At 44.8% G+C, this 19,576-nt stretch carries 15 protein-coding genes and 1 pseudogene; all 16 read right to left on the reverse strand.

Translation table 11 applies throughout. The annotated features are described in order from the left end of the window. Positions 1 to 118: 118 nt before the first annotated feature. Positions 119 to 1,075, reverse strand: a pseudogene (locus ACYQ0H_RS10570) (type IV secretory system conjugative DNA transfer family protein); the annotation flags it as partial. Then, complete coding sequence (locus tag ACYQ0H_RS10575; protein WP_002604484.1) at positions 1,072 to 1,545, reverse strand: PcfB family protein; 474 nt, start codon at positions 1,543 to 1,545, stop codon at positions 1,072 to 1,074. The pseudogene ACYQ0H_RS10570 and the gene ACYQ0H_RS10575, both read right to left, overlap by 4 nt. 36 nt (positions 1,546 to 1,581) lie before the next feature. Then, a complete protein-coding gene (locus ACYQ0H_RS10580; RefSeq protein WP_058118388.1) occupies positions 1,582 to 2,526 on the reverse strand; it encodes a DUF6017 domain-containing protein in 945 nt (314 codons plus the stop codon). A 128-nt stretch (positions 2,527 to 2,654) separates the two neighbouring features. Next, positions 2,655 to 2,873 (reverse strand): hypothetical protein, encoded by a 219-nt coding sequence (locus tag ACYQ0H_RS10585; RefSeq protein ID WP_058118389.1) that lies wholly within the window; start codon positions 2,871 to 2,873, stop codon positions 2,655 to 2,657. A gap of 366 nt (positions 2,874 to 3,239) precedes the next feature. Beyond that, positions 3,240 to 3,389 (reverse strand): FeoB-associated Cys-rich membrane protein, encoded by a 150-nt coding sequence (locus tag ACYQ0H_RS10590; RefSeq protein WP_459812806.1) that lies wholly within the window; start codon positions 3,387 to 3,389, stop codon positions 3,240 to 3,242. Between the two features lie 21 nt (positions 3,390 to 3,410). Next, positions 3,411 to 5,870, reverse strand: a complete 2,460-nt coding sequence (feoB, locus tag ACYQ0H_RS10595; RefSeq protein WP_459812807.1) for a ferrous iron transport protein B — start codon at positions 5,868 to 5,870, stop codon at positions 3,411 to 3,413. Positions 5,871 to 5,935: 65 nt separating this feature from the next. After that, positions 5,936 to 6,154: a FeoA family protein gene (locus ACYQ0H_RS10600; RefSeq protein WP_459812808.1), complete on the reverse strand. Its 219-nt coding sequence runs from the start codon at positions 6,152 to 6,154 to the stop codon at positions 5,936 to 5,938. A gap of 22 nt (positions 6,155 to 6,176) precedes the next feature. Beyond that, on the reverse strand, positions 6,177 to 6,389 hold the full coding sequence (locus ACYQ0H_RS10605; RefSeq protein WP_459812809.1) for a FeoA family protein: 213 nt from the start codon (positions 6,387 to 6,389) through the stop codon (positions 6,177 to 6,179). Between the two features lie 230 nt (positions 6,390 to 6,619). After that, positions 6,620 to 8,812 carry a transglutaminase-like domain-containing protein gene (locus tag ACYQ0H_RS10610; RefSeq protein ID WP_459812810.1) on the reverse strand — a complete coding sequence of 731 codons (2,193 nt, stop codon included), beginning with the start codon at positions 8,810 to 8,812 and terminating at the stop codon, positions 6,620 to 6,622. Between the two features lie 95 nt (positions 8,813 to 8,907). After that, the gene (locus tag ACYQ0H_RS10615; RefSeq protein ID WP_459812811.1) at positions 8,908 to 10,062 is read right to left on the reverse strand and encodes a DUF58 domain-containing protein; all 1,155 of its coding nucleotides are present in this window, start codon (positions 10,060 to 10,062) and stop codon (positions 8,908 to 8,910) included. A 1-nt stretch (position 10,063) separates the two neighbouring features. Next, positions 10,064 to 11,002 carry an AAA family ATPase gene (locus ACYQ0H_RS10620; protein WP_459812812.1) on the reverse strand — a complete coding sequence of 313 codons (939 nt, stop codon included), beginning with the start codon at positions 11,000 to 11,002 and terminating at the stop codon, positions 10,064 to 10,066. Between the two features lie 174 nt (positions 11,003 to 11,176). Continuing rightward, positions 11,177 to 12,589 (reverse strand): glycogen synthase, encoded by a 1,413-nt coding sequence (locus ACYQ0H_RS10625; protein WP_459812813.1) that lies wholly within the window; start codon positions 12,587 to 12,589, stop codon positions 11,177 to 11,179. A 42-nt stretch (positions 12,590 to 12,631) separates the two neighbouring features. After that, the gene (gene glgD / locus ACYQ0H_RS10630; RefSeq protein ID WP_459812814.1) at positions 12,632 to 13,759 is read right to left on the reverse strand and encodes a glucose-1-phosphate adenylyltransferase subunit GlgD; all 1,128 of its coding nucleotides are present in this window, start codon (positions 13,757 to 13,759) and stop codon (positions 12,632 to 12,634) included. A 17-nt stretch (positions 13,760 to 13,776) separates the two neighbouring features. Further along, positions 13,777 to 14,979 (reverse strand): glucose-1-phosphate adenylyltransferase, encoded by a 1,203-nt coding sequence (locus ACYQ0H_RS10635; protein WP_459812815.1) that lies wholly within the window; start codon positions 14,977 to 14,979, stop codon positions 13,777 to 13,779. Between the two features lie 48 nt (positions 14,980 to 15,027). Then, positions 15,028 to 17,031 carry a 1,4-alpha-glucan branching protein GlgB gene (gene glgB / locus ACYQ0H_RS10640; protein ID WP_459812816.1) on the reverse strand — a complete coding sequence of 668 codons (2,004 nt, stop codon included), beginning with the start codon at positions 17,029 to 17,031 and terminating at the stop codon, positions 15,028 to 15,030. Between the two features lie 239 nt (positions 17,032 to 17,270). Further along, positions 17,271 to 19,553: a SpoIIE family protein phosphatase gene (locus ACYQ0H_RS10645; RefSeq protein ID WP_459812817.1), complete on the reverse strand. Its 2,283-nt coding sequence runs from the start codon at positions 19,551 to 19,553 to the stop codon at positions 17,271 to 17,273. Positions 19,554 to 19,576 lie beyond the last annotated feature (23 nt).

Consider the following 19,576-nt stretch of genomic DNA (forward strand, 5'->3'; position numbering starts at 1 on the left):
CAGAGGGGTGATTTTCTCGTTTCTCATGGCTGTACCTCCTGAAATGAAAATGCTCTAAGTGACTGCTTCACTAACCATGACAAAAACCATGATTAAGAAGTCACTTAGAGCATACATCTCCCGCCGCCAATTTATATTTTCGGTACTGCTTCACCGCGAAATGGTCGGGGTCGCGTTCTTCCAAGTCGGCAAACAGCAGATCGACGGGGCTTTGATATTCCTCGTCGTCCTCGCGGGCTTCGCTGGCGTTGATAAGTTCCAACAGGGTAATAAAGTTCATTTCCTCGGCGGGGGCTTCATACCAGATGTAGCCAACCAATGCGCAATACAATAACCTTTCCGCTTTTACCCAAAAATCCTCCGCACTTTTTTCTCCCTCGCCTTTGGTATTCGCTATCAACGTGTTTACCAGCTTCAAAATATCTTTCTCGCTGCGGATATACACAAAGGGGTTGTAGTGCATAGATTTTTTGAAGTTAATCGTATTCAGTACCTTAATGCGGTAGCCCGCCCGTTGCAGCAGCTTCCCGCACTCAATCAAAACCGTACCTTTCGGGTCTGTCAAGACGTAAGAGGAATGAAGCTGCATTAAATTCGGCTTGACGAAAAACCTTGTTTTTCCGCTGCCGCTGCCGCCGATCACGACGACGTTCTTATTTCTTGCGTACTTCGGCTGCTTCGGGCGGCTGTTCATGGTAAGGCGTTCCGTCTGTGTCAAAATGATGTTGTTTTGAAACTCCGGGTCTATGTAGGGCTTAATATCTTCGGCGTTTCCCCATCGGGCAGAGCCGTACTCCGCGCCCTTGCGGTATTTCTTCGCGTTTTTCCCTTTGACATAGACAATCAAGCGGATAATCACCGCGCCGACAATGCCGACAAGCAAATCCAGCGGGTAAATGCTCGGCAAGGCACTTTCAAAGGCTGCGGAAAATCCCTGCGTGATATTCAGTATCTTTGCGGAAATATCCGCGCCGGGGGCAAGCCGCACCGCCTGTCCGACTTTATCAAAGAGATAGACAAAGAACACATAGGGGATATTCGGAAGTATTAGCTTTTTGTAGTTAATCTGCTTCATATCTCGCGCCCCCTGTCCATTTTCTTTACCTTGTCGCGGGCGGCGTTAAGCTGCTTTGCCTTGTCCTTTGCAGCGGCAAGGGCTTTGCGGATAGAGGGCTTTTTCTCCCTGTTCAGCTTCTTTGCGGAAAACTCTTGAAACGCTGCGGTCATAACGTCTGCGTCCCGGCCTTTGAAAAACACAAGGTAGCGGGTCTGCTCGCCCTTAACCTTTTTCAGCGAAAAATCTATGTTGTATTTCTTCGCCGTACTCTCAAAGGCTTTAATATTGCTGTCGGTGATCTCGATGTTGGAAACACCCGCGTTCTGCTTCATAAGCTGCCGCATGGTCTGTTTCCCATGCGCGGGCTTGCTTTTCTGCTCCAAAAACTTTTGGATTGCTTTCTGCAACGCCTGTTCGGTAAGCCGCGCCGCGCCTTTTCCCACTTTGACGTATAGGGCAATCGTTTTTTGGGTTACTTCCTCCTGCAAGGTATCAACTCCTTTCCCGGTAAAATGCGGCTATGCTCATTCGCCGCCGTATAAGTCGTGATTGACAAGGGCGGTATAGTAGCTGTCAATGGTACTCGGCGCGTTGAACAGCACCGCTTTTAGATACTGCTTGATGTTGCGCACTTTGGTTGTGTTCTCCCTCATGCAATCCAAAACAAACTCAATATGGCTGCTGTTCAGCTTCAAAAATTTGGATTTCACCAGTTCGGCGGGGTAGTCGTCCCCGGCAATACGGATTGTCTTTCGCGCTGTGCAGACGGTTTCCAGCATGAGGTCAACAATCTCATTTAGGCGGTCTTTGTCCATTTTGGGGTCTTGAATGAGAATGTCATACTCGATATTGTCCTTGATAATCTCCCTGTAAATCTCTACTGCGCTATTGCTTTTCGCTTCCGTTCTTTTCCTTTCCGGCGGCGAAGCCGCTTCGCCCTGCTCAAAGGGCAAGGGATTTAGGGAATGGAATGGAAAGGAATGGGTACTTGATAAATCAGTAATTGATTTTTCTTTACTTGATATATCTTTATTTAATTGCGTTGGATTTTCCAACGTAGGTTTTTCCTGCGTAGGTTTTTCCAACGTTGGATTTTCCAATGTTGGATTTTCCAACGCAGGTAAATCCAATATAGGCGGCTGTCCGACGCTGGTAGCTGCTTCCGGCTCTCGCGGCTGCGGCTGCTCGTATATGACGTAATCCGCGCCCCGCAAGCGTCCCTTTTCGTCGCGTTCCCGGCTGCGCACGATATATCCGGCTTTTTCGAGTTCCTTTACCGCTTCGCGGATTGCGTCGATCTTCTCCCGGTTGATATGGGATAAGCCCGCAAGGGTATAATCCCAATCCTCCGGCAAGGACAGCATTTGCGAAAGCAAGCCTTTTGCTTTTAAGGACAATTCCTTGTTTCGCAAGTGGTGGTTGCTCATAACGGTATATCCCGTATTTCGCTCCACTCTGAAAACTGCCATTTTTCCTCACTTCCTCTCTTGGTCTGCGTGGACAATTAGAAAGCCGTTTTCGGCTGTTTTGGTATTGCAATATGCCCTTTGCCGTTTTCGCGTCTGCAAAGCCGCATGACACAAGGGCTTTTGCCCGTCTATTTGTCCATGCTGGCGGGCGTTTTCCGCGTCCTTTTGCCGGGGCAATAGGGACACTCTTTGAAAACGCAAAACTCATATTTCCACCCGGGGCGGTAGAAACGGCAAGTGCCGCAATCTTCATCATCTCCGGCACAACCGGATTGATAGCGGTCAAATCCCGGCTTCTGCTGCATGAGCAGTTCAAATGCCCGCTGCTTGCCTTTTATGAAATACATTCCGGCTGTACCTCCTTTCCTGCGGGCATAAAAAAACGGCGTTACTTTCTCCCCAAAAGGGGTTAAGGTAACGCCGCTTGTGTGCGTATTCAGTTTTTAACACATTCCCTGTCTATCCGCTGTCCGCAAAACCATTGATTTTATTAGCTTTTTGCCGCTATCGCTATCACACCTCATTATTTATGCCGCCGCTGTTCGGTCTTATCGCCTCCTTAACAGGTTCGGTGATATATCCGTATTATCTTCTTATATTTATGATCCTTATGGTAATTTCCTCCGAAGTGCTAAACAGAATAATATCAGAAAACAAGCGGCCGTAAATAAACTGCGCGGATATAATGGTTTATCTGCGCAGTTTATTTTATACTATTTGGCTTTATGACATATTGAAGAGCCGGGACAGTTTGTACAGCCGCAGCCGCATGAAGTTCTGCCTTTCTTTTTGTCCTTAGCCAACTTGATAATTATCAAGATCACCACAGCCGCAATAACCGCAGAAATTATAAATGTACTCATAACGAGCCTCCTTTCTGTTTATCAAGCTTCAGCTTTTACGGAAGTTCCTGCGTTTTCCTTATACGGTCTGAAAAGCATGTAGATCATAAACGCCGTAAGCGCAAGTGCGGCCATAAGTCCTATAACATTTACCGAGCCTGTAAATATAAGACCGATCTGATATATTATCAATGAGATCACATAAGCGAACACACACTGATAGCCTATTGCAAAAGCCGTCCACTTTCCGTTGTTCATTTCTCTCTTTATTGCTCCCATAGCCGCAAAGCACGGTGCGCAAAGCAAATTGAATACAAGGAAGGAATATGCCGCAAGAGGAGTAAACGCTTCTCTCATATTAGCCCAAACCTGCCAGCCGTTTTCCGCTACCTCGCCGAAGCCTCCGAACAATACTCCGAATGTGCCGACAACATTTTCCTTTGCGATAAGACCTGTAATCGTGGCAACAGCAGACTGCCAATTGCCCCATCCCAGAGGAGCGAACATCCATGCGATCGCACTTCCTATTTTCGCCAGGATCGAATTGTTCAGATCCTCTACCATTCCGAATGAGCCGTTTTCTGCTCCGAAGCCCTGAAGAAACCAGAGAATAATTGCCGAAAGCAGAATTATCGTTCCTGCCTTTTTAATAAAGCTCCACGCTCTCTCCCACATTGAGCGGAGAACGTTTATAGCCGTAGGCATATGATATGCCGGAAGCTCCATTACAAACGGAGCGGGATCTCCGGCAAACATCTTGGTTTTTTTCAGAATGATACCCGATATGACGATTGCGGCAATACCTGCAAAATAAGCGCTCGGCGCAACCCACCATGCACCGTTGAAAAGCGCTCCTGCAATAAGAGCGATAATAGGAAGCTTGGCTCCGCAGGGAATAAAGGTAGTAGTCATGATCGTCATTCTGCGGTCACGCTCATTTTCAATAGTGCGGCTCGCCATAATACCCGGTACTCCGCATCCCGTTCCGATAAGCATTGGTATAAATGATTTTCCTGAAAGTCCGAATTTTCTGAAGATCCTGTCCATTACAAAAGCTACTCTCGCCATATATCCGCAGGCTTCAAGAAAAGCAAGGAAAATAAACAGCACAAGCATCTGCGGAACAAATCCCAGAACCGCTCCTACGCCTCCGATAATGCCATCAAGAATAAGTCCCTTCAGCCAGTCTGCACAGCCGACAGCGTCAAGACCGCTTTCGACTGCTTCGGGAATTCCGGGAATCCATACACCGTAATCAGCCGGATCAGGTTCTTCAATTTCAAGAGCCTTAAGATAGCTCTGATATGTAACGGGTATTTCCTCTTCAATATTTCCCTCATCATCCCGTATCTCGGCAGCGGCAGTTATATTTTCTGCCAGTTCCTTAACAAGCGCTGTTTCACCGTCCGCAGAAGCGTTTTCGTCTACAGCTCCTGCTTCGGAAGCGGCGGCTTCAAACGCTTCAATTATAGGTCCGGCATGGCTTTCATCATATTTCTCAGCGTCAACTTCATAATCGGAAGAGCCAATCCCGAACAAGTGCCAGCCGTCTCCGAATACTCCGTCGTTAGCCCAATCGGTAGCCCATGTTCCTACTGTGGAAACCGATACAAAGTAAACTATAAACATTACAGCCGCAAAAATCGGCAGAGCCAGAAACCTGTTAGTTACTATCCTATCTATTTTATCAGAAGCTGTAAGCGCTCCTTTATTTTTCTTTTTACAGCAGTCTTTGATTATTGACGCAATATATATGTAACGCTCGTTTGTAATAATACTTTCCGCATCGTCGTCCATTTCCTTTTCAGCAGCGCAGATATCCGCTTCGATATGAGCTTTGGTTTTCTCAGGTATCTGAAGCTGCTCAAGTACCTTTTCGTCACGCTCAAATATTTTAACAGCGTACCATCTCTGCTGTTCCTCAGGTATATCATGCAGAACGGCTTCCTCGATATGAGCTAACGCGTGTTCAACACAGCCGCAGAAGCTATGCTGAGGAATACACGGAATTCCACGCCTGGCAGCTTCGACCGCCCTGCCTGCCGCTTCCTCTACCCCTTCGCCTTTAAGCGCTGAAATCTCAACTACTTCGCAGCCAAGCTCCCCCGCAAGCTGCTGAGTATTGATCTTATCCCCGCTTTTACGGACTGCGTCCATCATATTAACTGCAACTATTACAGGGATACCAAGTTCTGTGAGCTGAGTTGTAAGGTAAAGATTTCTTTCAAGATTTGTTCCGTCTATAATATTCAAAATAGCCTGCGGACGCTCGTTTATCAGATAATTTCTTGCAACTACCTCTTCAAGCGTATAAGGCGAAAGCGAATAAATGCCCGGAAGATCGGTTATTATAACGCTTTTATCACTTTTAAGTTTTCCTTCCTTTTTTTCTACCGTTACGCCGGGCCAGTTGCCGACAAACTGATTAGAGCCGGTAAGCGCATTAAACAGCGTTGTTTTTCCGCAGTTCGGATTACCGGCAAGCGCAATTTTTATACTCATTATTTGTCCTCCTGATCAGTCTTTTCGTTAGCGGTCGCTAACTCGTTTTCATAACAAAATAAGGTTCATTCGGTTTCGATCATTTCTGCGTCGGATTTCCTCAGGGATAGTTCATAGCCTCTGACTGTAACTTCGATCGGATCCCCCAGCGGCGCAACCTTTCTAATAAATACATCAGTTCCCTTTGTTATTCCCATGTCCATTATCCGCCGTTTTACAGCGCCTACGCCGTTAAGTCTTTTTACCTTAACAGTCTGACCTATCTTAGCTTCCCTCAATGTCATATAATTTCCTCCGTTCATAGATCTATATCATAATTTTACTCGCCATTTCCTTTGAAACTGCCACCCGGGATTCCTTAACGTTTACAATTACATTTCCTCCTATCCGATTAACGACTGTAACGCTTCCCCCTGCTACAAAGCCGAGATTTTCCAGAAATTTTCTTGTTTCAGGGTTTCCGCCGACTTTTTTTATCATGTTTTCTTCTCCTGCAATTGCAAAAGTCAAAGGCATCATACTCATACTCCTTTATCAGATATTTAGTTAGCTATAGCTAACTTCTTTAATAATATTAGCATAGGTTAACTGTTAAGTCAAGTGAAATCTGAAAAATCTTTTTTATCTGCCGAAAAATTCGGCTATAATTACAATTATGCAGTTGGCTGTAAACTGATCATTTGTGCATAATTACACATTGACAGAAGTTTCTGCACAAAAAACCGGCTCCGTTTCCGAAGCCGGTTTTTCTATTTGACCTTTACCTTAGGTATTTTACGCAGGTATTTGTATGATGATCTGTAAACTGAATAGACACTGTCAAACTCTGTGCTGCTCAGCTCTTGACCTCCGAAGCAGGTCTTTTCAAAAAGCCTTGCCGCCGCTTCCACCGAAACCGAACGTTTTTCTGCGGCATATTCTATTATCATATCGGGCGTATAGGCTGACAGATCGTCCTTAGAGGAATATTCCAGAAGCCTTATGATATGACCGTAAAGCAGTACGATACGTTTTCCGCCTTTAGCAAACCTGAGCCTTATACGGAACACAGCTTCCATTATTCTGTCAAGCAGAACAATAAAAACTATAAAAAATACGACTCCGATAAAAATAAGTATCTTACTGAAATACTGAGCGAAAATTGTAAAGCTGAAATTGGACTTTTGGGAGTAGTCCTCCATATAATCCGAAACCGTAGGGTCAAATGTTATCCAGCCGGCGCCAGGAATATATACCTCTACAAAAGCATGAGCATGAGCGTCGCGTACTGCTACTGAACCTGAATCGGTATACTCATAAGCGGCAAAGCCCTCCACATATCTTGCCGGAAGTCCGCATATCCGAGCCATAAGAGTCATTGCAGTAGCATAACTTGTACAGCTTCCCGTTTTGCTTTCAAATACGAAATAATCTATAGACTTGTCGTCCGGAATATATTCCAGATCGTAAATATATCCTTGATCCTCAAAATAATCGCACAGAGCCTGAGCTTTTTCAAAATCCGTAAGGCAGTTTTCCGTAATATCATGCGCTAGCTTTTCAAGCCTTTCGGAATATTCAATATCGCCGGTGCTGTAATTTACCGCTTTCTGATACTCTGTATAAAGTCTTACGTCTGTCAGATCTCCGTTTTTATAAGCTTCTTCAAGCAGCGCTGCATAATCCTCTCCGCTTATTTCAAGACCCTCTGCGTAAGCGAAAAATTCTTCCGTCTGAGGATAGTAATCCATTGTATAATCGTATGTTATACCGGGATTATACAAATATATTTCGCCGTCGGCATTCGTAAATATGTTATTATTTGCGTCACTGAAACCCTCTGAAACCGCACCGAGCGGAGCAGGAATGTATGACGCACTGAAGCCGTTGCCATAAACCCTGAACTTTGATTTCAGAACAGCGTTTTCCTGAGCAAATTTATCCGAAGTCAGACCGTATTTTTCATACCTTCCTGTTTCAGCAAGCTCTTTCATAGCGTTATATATTTCGTATCCGCCTACAGGAGGATCTGTAAAATAGGAATAATCAGAATACTTATCAGAATTTCTGTTAATGCGCCATCTTTCGTTTGAGAATTCATCAAACGCCTGACGCCTCAGATAATAGACCGGAGCCTTGTAATCAGATTCAAAGTAAAACAGTATCTTATTTGTAAAGCTTCCGCCGTATCTTGCCGACGAAACGTCACTTAGCTGTGAATAATCAGCAGTCGCGTCGTCCGTATCCCCCGCGTCGAGATCAAAAGCCGTAGCGTCGTTTTCAAGCATTGATCTTATTTCAGGCTTCGGGATAACCATTGCCGCCGCACCGCAGAATGAAACAAACAGAGCTATTGAAATAATGTAGGAAAGGTTCATTACAACCCTTGTATTTTTTTCCTTGACCGAAAGCTGTCGGTTGTGGACCATTACCGCAAGAAAAAGAGTAATAAGCACTGCGGCCTGAAGGTCGCTCATAGGCTCGGCGCGCTTTGCGTGAATAACAAAAGGAAAAAGTACGCAGAGCATAGAACCAAGACTTCTGTATCTTACCTGAGTAAAATAATATATTATAGAAATCAGGAAAAATCCGCCGCCGGCAAAAAGAGCGTAGAAATATTCAAGAACAAAGCCCGCATTATTCCTGTCCAGATAAAACCAGTCTACAAAATATATTCTGCTGTTTAAGCTTCCGTTTCTAAGCATAAGACCTGAAAAGAAAATTAATGCTGCAAAGCCCGCCGTATATATCAGCGCTCCAATATACCTTTTGCTTTTCAGCCAGTCAAAGACAATAAACAGCAGCGCCTCGGCAACAAGGAACAAAAACGTAAAGATCCAAGCACGTTCGGAATAATAGCATTCTATAACGTCATAGGCTACAGCCGCACCGAGCAGAACAGGAAGAATATATTTTACCGCTTTATCAATAAGCGTATCTTTATTTTTTATAATTTTATTCATAGGCAAAATGGCAGGATCATAGACGCCGTTTCAGCGCCCTGGATCTCCTCCGTTCAATAATAATCTTAAATGATCTCATTATTCGTCATACATATCTAAGTAAGCTTTTTAAATTCAAAATCCGATGTGCATATCCAGAGATTGTCAATTGCGGTAAAGCCGCAGTTTTCATGCGCTGCGAAAACCGCATCCTTTATTCCGAAAATTTCATACGACAAGCTCTCATGCGCTATATCGACAGCTGTAAAAATAACAGCCGCACCGGACTTCAAAGCCTCGGCAGGAACACGTTCAGGCGGCGTGACCGGAGAAAAGCCCGACAGCTTTTCCTGAAGCTCCAGCAGTCCGCCCATATTTTTTATATTAACATGATTCCATTTGTCTTTATAATAGTAAACATCGCTTTCCATTCCCTGTGAAACAAGCATAGACAGCATTGCAAGACAGCCTTCTGTGACTATGTCAAAATTTCTGTGATCCTGCGCCGTCACATTTTCAAATTGCGGAATATCAAGAACAAATACCTGACTTGTTACCGTAAGCTTTTCGTCCAGTCTTACCATGTAAATATCCCGCTTTGAGGACAGCTTCCAGTTTATCTTTTTTATAGGATCACCCGGAGTATACACCCTATGCTCATAGCCGGGAACGCCCGTCGAGCCTGCTGCGGTTTCAGATGTTTCCTCCTCAGAATCGTTAAAGCCGGAGTTTTCAGATGTTGTCCTTAAAATTTCAGCCTGAACGCCTGTATCGGGAATACTCGGAAGCACCCGTATATCATGCTTCTGTTCAAGCTTATTATTATCAAATACCGATATCGAAAATATCCCGAGAAAGTCCATAAGACGGATACTTTTAACTGCTGCAAAGGACATTCCCGAGCTGACCGCAGTAAACGGAACTATTATCTTTTCATAATTCATAGAAGCCAGAGCAAGTCTGTATACCGTTTTATCCTTAGCCTCCAGCTGTAACGATGACGTCAGCTCCACTTCAATGAAGGGCGTCGGCAGTACGGTTTGCTTTTTCAGCCTGACAGTTACTTCAAGCACATCGCCCTTGGAAAGCAGATTCTGTGAGCATTCGGTCTCAAAGCTTATCTTTTTTCTGAAAAACAGCAGCACCAGTTCTGATACTATCAGCGCCGTAATAAGGATCAGTCCTATCATTACTCCGCCGCTTCCGTCAATAAGAACCGCTATTGCCGCCGCAACAGCAATGCAGAACAAATACGCAATAAAGTGCTTCATATCAGTTACCGCCGTCAGTCGGAGCGCTTACGCTGAGAGATATATGTTCCATAGCCTGCTCGTTTGAATCAAAGGCAGATTTTCCCTTAGGGGAAAGCATAAGACGATGAGCCAAAACGCTTGTCATAACCGCCTTTACATCGTCCGGAACAACATAACCCCTTCCCTCAACGAATGCGTAAGCCTTGGAAGCTTTAAGCAAGGCTATGCTACCTCTGGGAGATACGCCGAGCTTTACATAATCCGAATTTCTCGTTGCGGCTGTAAGATCTATTATATACTGCTTGATACTTGGAGCGGTAACGGTTTTAGCCGCCTCAGAGATCATTTTCTCAACATCGTCTACACTCATTACAGAGGTAACGTTTCTTATATCCGCTCCGTTTTCGGCTCTTTCCATGATCTCAAGCTCTTCTTCGGCAGTCGGATAGCCCATTGATATTTTCATGATAAATCTGTCCATCTGCGCTTCAGGAAGATGATATGTTCCATATGTCTCAACAGGGTTCTGTGTTGCAAGCACCATAAACGGAGCAGGCAGATCATAGGTCTTCCCGTCGAGGGAGATCTGATGCTCCTCCATAACCTCCAGCAGGCTGGACTGTGATTTTGGCGAGGCACGGTTAATCTCATCGGCAAGCAGAAAATTGCACATTGCAGCTCCCTGCTTATATTCAAGCTGTCTTGTTTCGGGGTTTATCATTGAAAATCCGACTATATCAGACGGCATTATATCAGGAGTAAGCTGTATTCTGTTGAATTTCCCCTCAACTGATCTGGCAAGAGCCGAAACCAGCTGGGTCTTTCCTACGCCCGGAACGTCCTCTATCAGTACATGACCTGAGCATAGCATTGCGGAGATAACTTTCTTTATAGCGTCCCTTTTTCCGACTATGACCCTTTCAATATTTTCGATCAGCAGGTTTACCTTGTTGTCCATTTATGCCTCTCCTTTAAATTTTCTTTAATTTATTTAATTCTTAAACTCAATCTTATTTAAACACTTAATTATATAAAATATTATACATTATTTTATTAATAATGTCAACCGCATAAACGAAGAAACGCCCCGCTGATATGCGGAACGCTCTTCAAAACAGATGATATTAAAATATTAGTGAATGTCCTCATAAAGTCCGATATACAGCTTTGCAGACCTCTTCCAGCTGAAATCTTCTTTCATTGCAAGATTCACAAGCTTACCCCACTTCATTCTGTCGTCATAATAAACTCTTGCTCTTGTGCAGGCGTCAAGCATATCATGAGCGTTGTAGGACTTGAATGTAAACCCGTTTCCTCCCGGCGCTCCCGCGTCATGAATAGAATCCCTCAGTCCTCCGGTTTCCCTTACTATAGGTATTGTACCGTACCTCAGGGAGATCATCTGAGCAAGACCGCAGGGTTCGCTCTGGGAAGGCATAAGGAACATATCTGCGCCTGAATAGATCCGCTTTGAAAGCGACGGAACAAAGCCTATCGTTACTCCTACTCTGTCAGGATAGCGATAATGCATTTCTCTGAAGAAATCCTCATATATCTTCTCGCCTGAACCAAGAATAACAAATTTATAGCCGAGCCTGATTATATCCTCGAATACATACTTTATCAGATCCAATCCCTTATGTGAAACGAACCTGGTTACAATTCCGATAACAGGCTCTTTGCCCGGAGCCATTCCCATTTCCTCCAGCAGCTTCGCCTTGCATACCGCTTTTCCGGATTTGTCATTCAGACTGTAATTTTTCTCGATATTCGGGTCAGTTTCGGGATTATACACATTCTGGTCTATTCCGTTGAGGAAACCGCATAGCTTGTACTGCTTATGTACAAGTATCCTGTCAAGGCCGTGAGAATACCAAGGGTCAAGAATTTCCCATGCATAGCTCGGAGAAACGGTAGTTACCTTATCTGCAGCCTCTATAGCCGCTTTCATAAAGTTAACATCGCCGTCATACGACAAAAGGTCGGTATGATAAAGCGGAATCCCCATAAGATCGTTGATTATTTCAAGACCGTAGCGTCCCTGATACTGAATATTATGAATAGTAAATACAGTCTTGATGTCCTCGTAACCGCTCTGATAACGGTAGAATATATCATAGTATACCGGAACCAAAGCTGTCTGCCAGTCGTTTGCGTTTATTACCTGAGGCTTAAAATCAATATATCGAAGCAGCTCCAGTACGGCGCGTGAGAAGAAAATAAATCTTTCCGCATCGTCATAAAAACCGTAAAGACCGTTTCTTGCAAAATAATACTCGTTATCCAGAAGATAATAAGTCACTCCGTTTATATTGCCTGTAAAAACTCCGCAGTACTGATTTCTCCAGGCAACGGGAACGGTAAAATTAGTTAAGTATGTCAGCTGATCCTTCAGCTCCTGCTTTATCTGGCTGTAGTACGGGATCACCACCCTGCAGTCATGCCCCTCAGCATTTATAGCCGCAGGAAGCGAACCTGCAACGTCGGCAAGACCGCCCGAGGCGATATAAGGCAGCGCCTCGCTTGCCGTATACAGTATATTCAAAATAATGCCCTCTTTCTTGATCAGAATTTAATATCCGGTTGTCTATACCGAAGCGCCCTTTCCGATATACATAGGATAGCTTGGTGCGCTTGTAAGAATATGATTTTCTTTGATCGTTACATTTTTGTCGGTAATAAGATACGTTACCTCGGAATCATCTCCGACAACTGTACCCTGCATAAGTATGCAGTTCTTTACCTTTGCTCCCTTGCCTACCTTTACTCCTCTGAAAAGTATCGAATTTTCAACGCTGCCCTCGATAACGCAGCCGTCGGCAATAAGCGAATTTTCAACGCAGCTGTCAAGGTCGTACTTTACAGGGGCGTTGTCGCTGACCTTGGTATAGATAGACCTCTTCGGCAGATAAAGCTTTCTGGCATTTTCCGGTTTAAGAAGTTCCTGATTGGCCTTAAAATAGCTTTCTACGCTTGTTATCTTGCTGAAATAATCCGAATATTCATATACCTTGATATTCAGCTCCCTGCATTTTTCCTGTAGAATATCCTTTTCAAAGCTGACGTTTCCTCTTGCAATAGAATCTGAGATCATATCTATAAGGAACTGCTTGCTCATTATAAAGATATTAAGGCTTGCGGTACAGGTACCGCTTATATCCGGCTGGATAAGAACAGACTTGACGCTGCCCTCCTCGTCTGTATTTACAACTGTAGACTGCTTGATATCCTCGCTTGTATATACTCCCGTATGAGCTACTATCGTTATATCCGCTCCGCTTGAGATATGCTGAGAAACTATAGGCTTAAAGTCCATATTCGTAACTATATCGCAGTCGGAAAGCACGACATATTCAGCCATTGAATGCTTTATAAAGCTCATAGCTCCGTAAAGCGCCTCTATTCGTCCTCTGTAAAGCTTGCTGTCAACATTGCCGAAAGGAGGAAGTATATAAAGTCCGCCCTTCTTCCTTGAAAGATCCCACTCCCTTGCAGAGCCGAGATGATCCAGAAGCGACTGGTAATTGGACTTTGTAATTACGCCTACCTCTGAAATACCGCTGTTTACCATATTGGACAGCGGGAAATCTATAAGACGGTATCTTCCGCCGAAAAGAATAGAGCCCATTGTCCTGTTTTTAGTCAGATCGCCTACGGTCATATCATGCATATTCGCAAAAATAAGACCGAGAACATTACCCATATTTACATCCATGTCTAGCCATTCCTTTCCTACATATCTGACGATACGATCGCCTTGGGGGCTACCGAAACGCCGTCCGAAATATTTATATTGTGACCGACTACTGCGACTCCCCATGTATCCTTGTCGTCAATATTTTCAGGTCTTGCGCCTATATGAGCATTTTCACCGATAACGGAATTTTCTCCTACGATAGAATATTCTACCTTTGCGCCCTTCCTTACAACGCAGCCCGGCATAAGTATAGAATCATATATTTCAGCGCCCTCTTCTACAACAACGCCCTCTGAGATCATTGAAAATTCAACCGAACCGTCAATAAAGCAGCCCTCAGTAACCATTGAATTCTGAACCGATGCTCCCTTTCCGATATACTGCGGAGGAAGCACGGGATTTCTAGAATAGATTTTCCATGCGGGGTCGTACAGATCTATAGGGATATTGGGATTTATAAGATCCATATTGGCTTCCCAAAGCGAATCTATCGTTCCTACGTCCTTCCAGTAGCCGTCGAAGCGGTAAGCTACAAGCTTTTCTCCGGCATTCTTCATATCAGGAATAATATTCTTTCCGAAGTCCTTGCTGGCTTCCTTATCCTCTTCGTTTGCAATAAGATAGGCCTTTAGCTTAGACCATGTAAAAATATAAATACCCATAGACGCAAGCGTCGAACGAGGAACCTTAGGCTTTTCCTCAAAGTCTATGATATTGTCCTTATCGTCCGTTATCATGATACCGAAGCGTGAGGCTTCCTCCTTAGGAACGTCGATAACGGCAATAGTTGCGTCCGCATTCTTTTCCTTATGATAAGCAAGCATTTTATTGTAATCCATCTTATAAATATGGTCGCCCGAAAGAATAATAACGTACTCCGGATCGTATCTTTCAATAAAAGCCATATTCTGATAAATAGCGTTTGCTGTTCCTGAATACCAATCTGCTCCCGACGCTTTCTGATAAGGAGGAAGCACATGAACTCCTCCGTGAATACGGTCAAGATCCCAAGGCTGACCGTTTCCGATATATTCATTCAGCGCAAGCGGCTGATACTGAGTAAGAACTCCTACCGTATCAATACCCGAATTAATGCAGTTAGACAGCGGAAAGTCGATAATACGGTATTTAGCACCGAAAGGCACAGCAGGCTTAGCCACAGTCTGAGTCAGAGCGTACAAGCGGCTTCCCTGTCCACCGGCAAGCAGCATAGCTACGCATTCTTTTTTGTTGAACATAATAATTCACCCACCAATGTAATATTTTTCATCTATTTTTCAGCCGAACTATTCGGCAGCGGACTTACTTTTCCTTTTGACCGGAGCCTTTTTCTTTTCGCAGCCGGTCTTTTTTGTATCTGCGGCTTTTTTAGCCTTCCTTACCGGCGCCTTTTTTACAGTAAAGTACATTACCGAAAACGCCGGAATATCAATGCATATGGAATTGTCAAAACCGTGCATAGGAACAGGCTTGGATCTTACCGTTCCGTTTACAGAAGGCTCTCCGTTGGGAGATGACGAATTCAGCACCTCGGTATATGAGCCTTTATAAGGAACTCCGAAACAGTATGAAGTCCTTCCTACCGGAACGAAATTGCAGACTGCGATTATCTCGTTTCCCTTGCGGTCAAAACGCCTGAATATTATTATACTCTGCCTGTAATCGTCGTTGGATATCCAGCTGAAGCCTTCCCAGGTAAAATCATTTTCCCACAGCTGAGGATGCTCAAGATAGAAATGATTCAGGTTCTTTATATACTTCCAGTAATTTCTGTGATTTTCATATTCCTCTATCATAAACCACTCAAGACCGCTCTCATAATCCCATTCTCTGAACTGAGCGAATTCCGAGCCCATAAACAGAAGCTTTTTGCCGGGGTGAGCCATCATATAAGCCATGAACAGCCGTGCCTGAGCGAACTTCTGGTCTGTATCCGATCCGAACATCTTATTAACAAGCGAAGCCTTACCGTGAACTACCTCGTCATGAGAGATAGGAAGAATAAAATTTTCCGAAAAGGCATAGAAAAACGAAAACGTAAGCATATCGTGATGAAACGCCCTGTTTATAGGATCCATCGCCATATATTTGAGCATATCATTCATCCAGCCCATATTCCACTTGAAATTGAATCCTAGTCCTCCGTCGCCGGTCGGCTTTGTTACCATAGGCCATGCAGTAGATTCCTCCGCTATCATCAGAGCCTTTGGGTTTCTGGCAAAAACCGCCTCGTTGAGTCTTTTAAAGAAATCAATAGCTTCAAGATTCTCGTGTCCGCCGAATACGTTGGGTGTCCATTCCCCGTCCCTGCGGTCATAGTCAAGATAAAGCATAGACGCTACTGCATCGACCCGAAGTCCGTCAATGTGGAATTTTTCCAGCCAGTAAAGAGCGTTTGAAATAAGAAAAGACCTTACCTCGCCCCTGCCGTAATCGAATACTCTTGTGCCCCAAGCAAGATGATCCCGCTTTTTAGGGTCGGCGTATTCGTAGGACGGACCGCCGTCAAACTCGAAAAGCCCTGCCTCGTCCCTCGGAAAATGAGCAGGTACCCAGTCAAGAATAACGCCTATTTCCGCCTGGTGAAACATATCTATCATCTTCATAAAATCAGCTGGAGTGCCAAATCTTGAGGTAGGAGCGTAATAGCCTATTCCCTGATAACCCCACGAACCCTCAAACGGGTATTCCGCAAGAGGCATAAGCTCGATATGCGTATAACCCATATCTTTAAGGTAAGGGATGATCTGCTGTGCAAAAGGAATATATCCCATAAATCTTCCTTCGGTACAGGTTCTCCATGAATTTAGATGAGTCTCGTAAATGTTCATCGGAGAATTATATATATCCTTCTTCTCCTTATCCTTTATCCACTTGCCGTCGCCCCAGCAGTATCCGTCTATATCGTATATTTTGCTTCCGGTCGCAGGACTGACCTCCATATGAGTTCCGTACGGATCTGCTTTCAGCCTTGTTTTGCCGTCGCAGCCGACAACCGAAAACTTATATGTATCGAACTGCTTCAGACCTTCTATAAAAGCTTCCCATACCTCGGTTTCCGCTATCATTTCCATAGGATCGGCAGACTCGTCCCAATCGTTGAAATCGCCGACGACTGAAACCGACTTCGCCTTAGCCGCCCATACTCTGAAATAATAGCCTTCTCTTCCGTCCTTTTCTCCTTTATGACAGCCGAGAAATTCATAGGTCATCAGATTCGTACCCTGATGAAACAAATGAAGCGGCAGTTTATATTCTTCGGGTATTTTTTTGATCATTTTACCGTCCATACCTCCTCCTGCGGGAAGTATTGCTCCTTTCGCCGTGTTTTGTGCGCCGACGCGGCGCTTTGATTCTCATTCTGTTAATTCCTGAAAAGCAACTGAAATATAAAAATTCCCATGCTTTTATTTTAACCGATTTTGAACGAATTTGCAAGACTTTTAGTTATTATTTTCAGTTTGTCACATATTTCAACACTCGTATTTGTGCAAAATGACAATACGATAAGACTGGTTATATAAAAAACCTATTTTCTTCCGTCTATGCTGATGACCGCAATAGAAATATCGTCCCGCTTTCCTCCGTTTTTAACGTTCATTGCGTACTCGCCCAGCTTCTGAGCGATCTCGGCAGGAGATGAAGCTTTCCGTTTTATTACTGACGGAAGCCGTCTGACTGTACTTTCGCTCACGCCGTCGGAGGTCATTATTATTATATCTCCCTTAAAGAGCTTCAGATTCTCAGTATCCGGAGGGCAATCCTCCAGAATACCCGCCGGGAACGCCTGTCCTCCTATTACCCTAAACGCACCGTCGCGGTAAAGATAAGCGGGAGCTGCTCCTGATTTGAGAAATTCCGCACTTCCTCCGCAAAGATCCAGCCTGAGGAGATCCAGCGTAGCAAAAGATTCCTCCCAGCCCTTTACTCTCAGGATAGAATTGATAAGCCTGTGAGCTGTAGTCATTGAGAATCCCGCCTTCAGCAGCCTGCATGCAAGGTTAACGGCAAACATCGAATCGAGCCTTGCCCGCTTTCCTGTACCCATGCCGTCCGAAAGAATAATATACTTTTCACAGGCTGTAAGTTCAAGAATATCCAGCGTATCACCGGAATATTCATTATCGCCGCTTGACGCCTGAAAGGTTCCCGTCTGTATTTCAAAAGCCGGAAGCTCGTTGAAGGAAAGCTTGGTTACGTTATCGACCTGAGTTATTACAGGGATATCAAAGTCGGTTTCGGCAATGGCGCTTATTCCGGTAGTAAGCTTTACCAGATCACCCTTAAAACCTGCGGTAAGAAAAACCTCCGCCCTCTGGGTGCTGTTCTCGTCTATATAAACGCAAGCCTTTGCGTTAGGATAACCAAGCTGAGCAAAATGGTCCCTTACCTGCGCTGAAAGCGACGGATCTACCGCCCTGACCTGTCCGACTCTGTAAGACAGATCGCTCAGCATATCCTCCATTGATGAAAGCTGCTCGGTAAGTATCCCCCTAAGCTCCTTGACTCTTATATTGTCGGCTTTTTCAGCCAGCAGGTTTTTGTATATTTCATTAAAACCGTCTGTAAGAGCCTCCGTCCTGCAGCAGAGAGGAAGCTGCTTTTCCACATCAAGCACGCTTATTCCGTTATACTTCATTACCGTCTGCTCAAGCCTTTCAAACGCCTGCTTTGCCGCATTTCTGGATTTCTTCCAGCACATTCCGAAAAGCTCGCAGTTTCCGCATACCGCAGTACATACTCTTACCTTAAGATCCGCATTTTCTGTTTTTTTATCAATTGCGGCAGATACCAGAGCGATCTGCCCCCTTATATCTCCCAGAGTTCTGGAAGCAAAATTCAGCCTAGAGGAAGCGGTCTGGCCTACAAGGTCTACCGAGCTGCGCACTCCGAAAAATCGGGCGGCGGTTTTTTTGAGAAATGAAACCGGACAGGCTATAAACAGAACAGAACCGGCAAGCAGATCAGCAAACATAAAAAACGTATCTGAATTTATTCCGATAGCGACAAGGCTTATAAGCGATACACCTATAAAAACAAAAGCCGCTGCAAGAACTCCGAACTGTACAAAGGCCCCGCATATAAGCCCCGAGGTCGCAAGCAGAAGCGTATTCCCCGCCAGCTGAGGACTGCACAGCAGTATACCGCAGGTAGTCAGCGCTCCTACTACCGCTCCTCCCGCCGTTTTATATTTTCTAACAGCGGCAAGCAGTGCGAATGCGCCGAAGATCCTGCCGGCGTTGAAATACGGAAGAGGAACTGCCGCAAGCGTCGCGACCGTCATTATATACAGTATTGCCGCAAAAACTCCGTTCAGTCCGCCAAGCTCAAATACTCCCTCGCATTCATAATTCTGCTTTACGGTCTTTGCGATAAATACCAGACAGCCGCCTATCAGCGCAGTTATCATGCGAAGCGACGCCGTATATGCGTCAGACGGCACGGCAACCGACATAACGCAGCTGAAAAGTATCATTATCCCCGACGTAAGCAGTCCCAGAAAAACAGGATCGTCCCTTCGGCTGTCATGCATGACTGTCAGTCTTATTCCCGCTATGACCAGAATAGTGCAAAGCTGTATAATGCCGTTTTCCGCATTTCCTGATACTATGTAGCTGAGCGCCGAGCCGAGGAACGCCGGAATTATATATTTTCCCGAAACAACGGCGACCGCCACATTTACCGGAGACGGATAACCCATTATTTTTCCCATAGAAGCCAGAAAAGCCGCAGCAGCTGTTATAATACAGCCGATAACGCTGACGCTCTTTTTTGACGTATGAGCAGCCGTCCGTTCCCTTATCTTTAACATATTATCACCACTTCCTATATTTT

Source organism: Hominimerdicola intestinalis, from assembly GCF_054655215.1.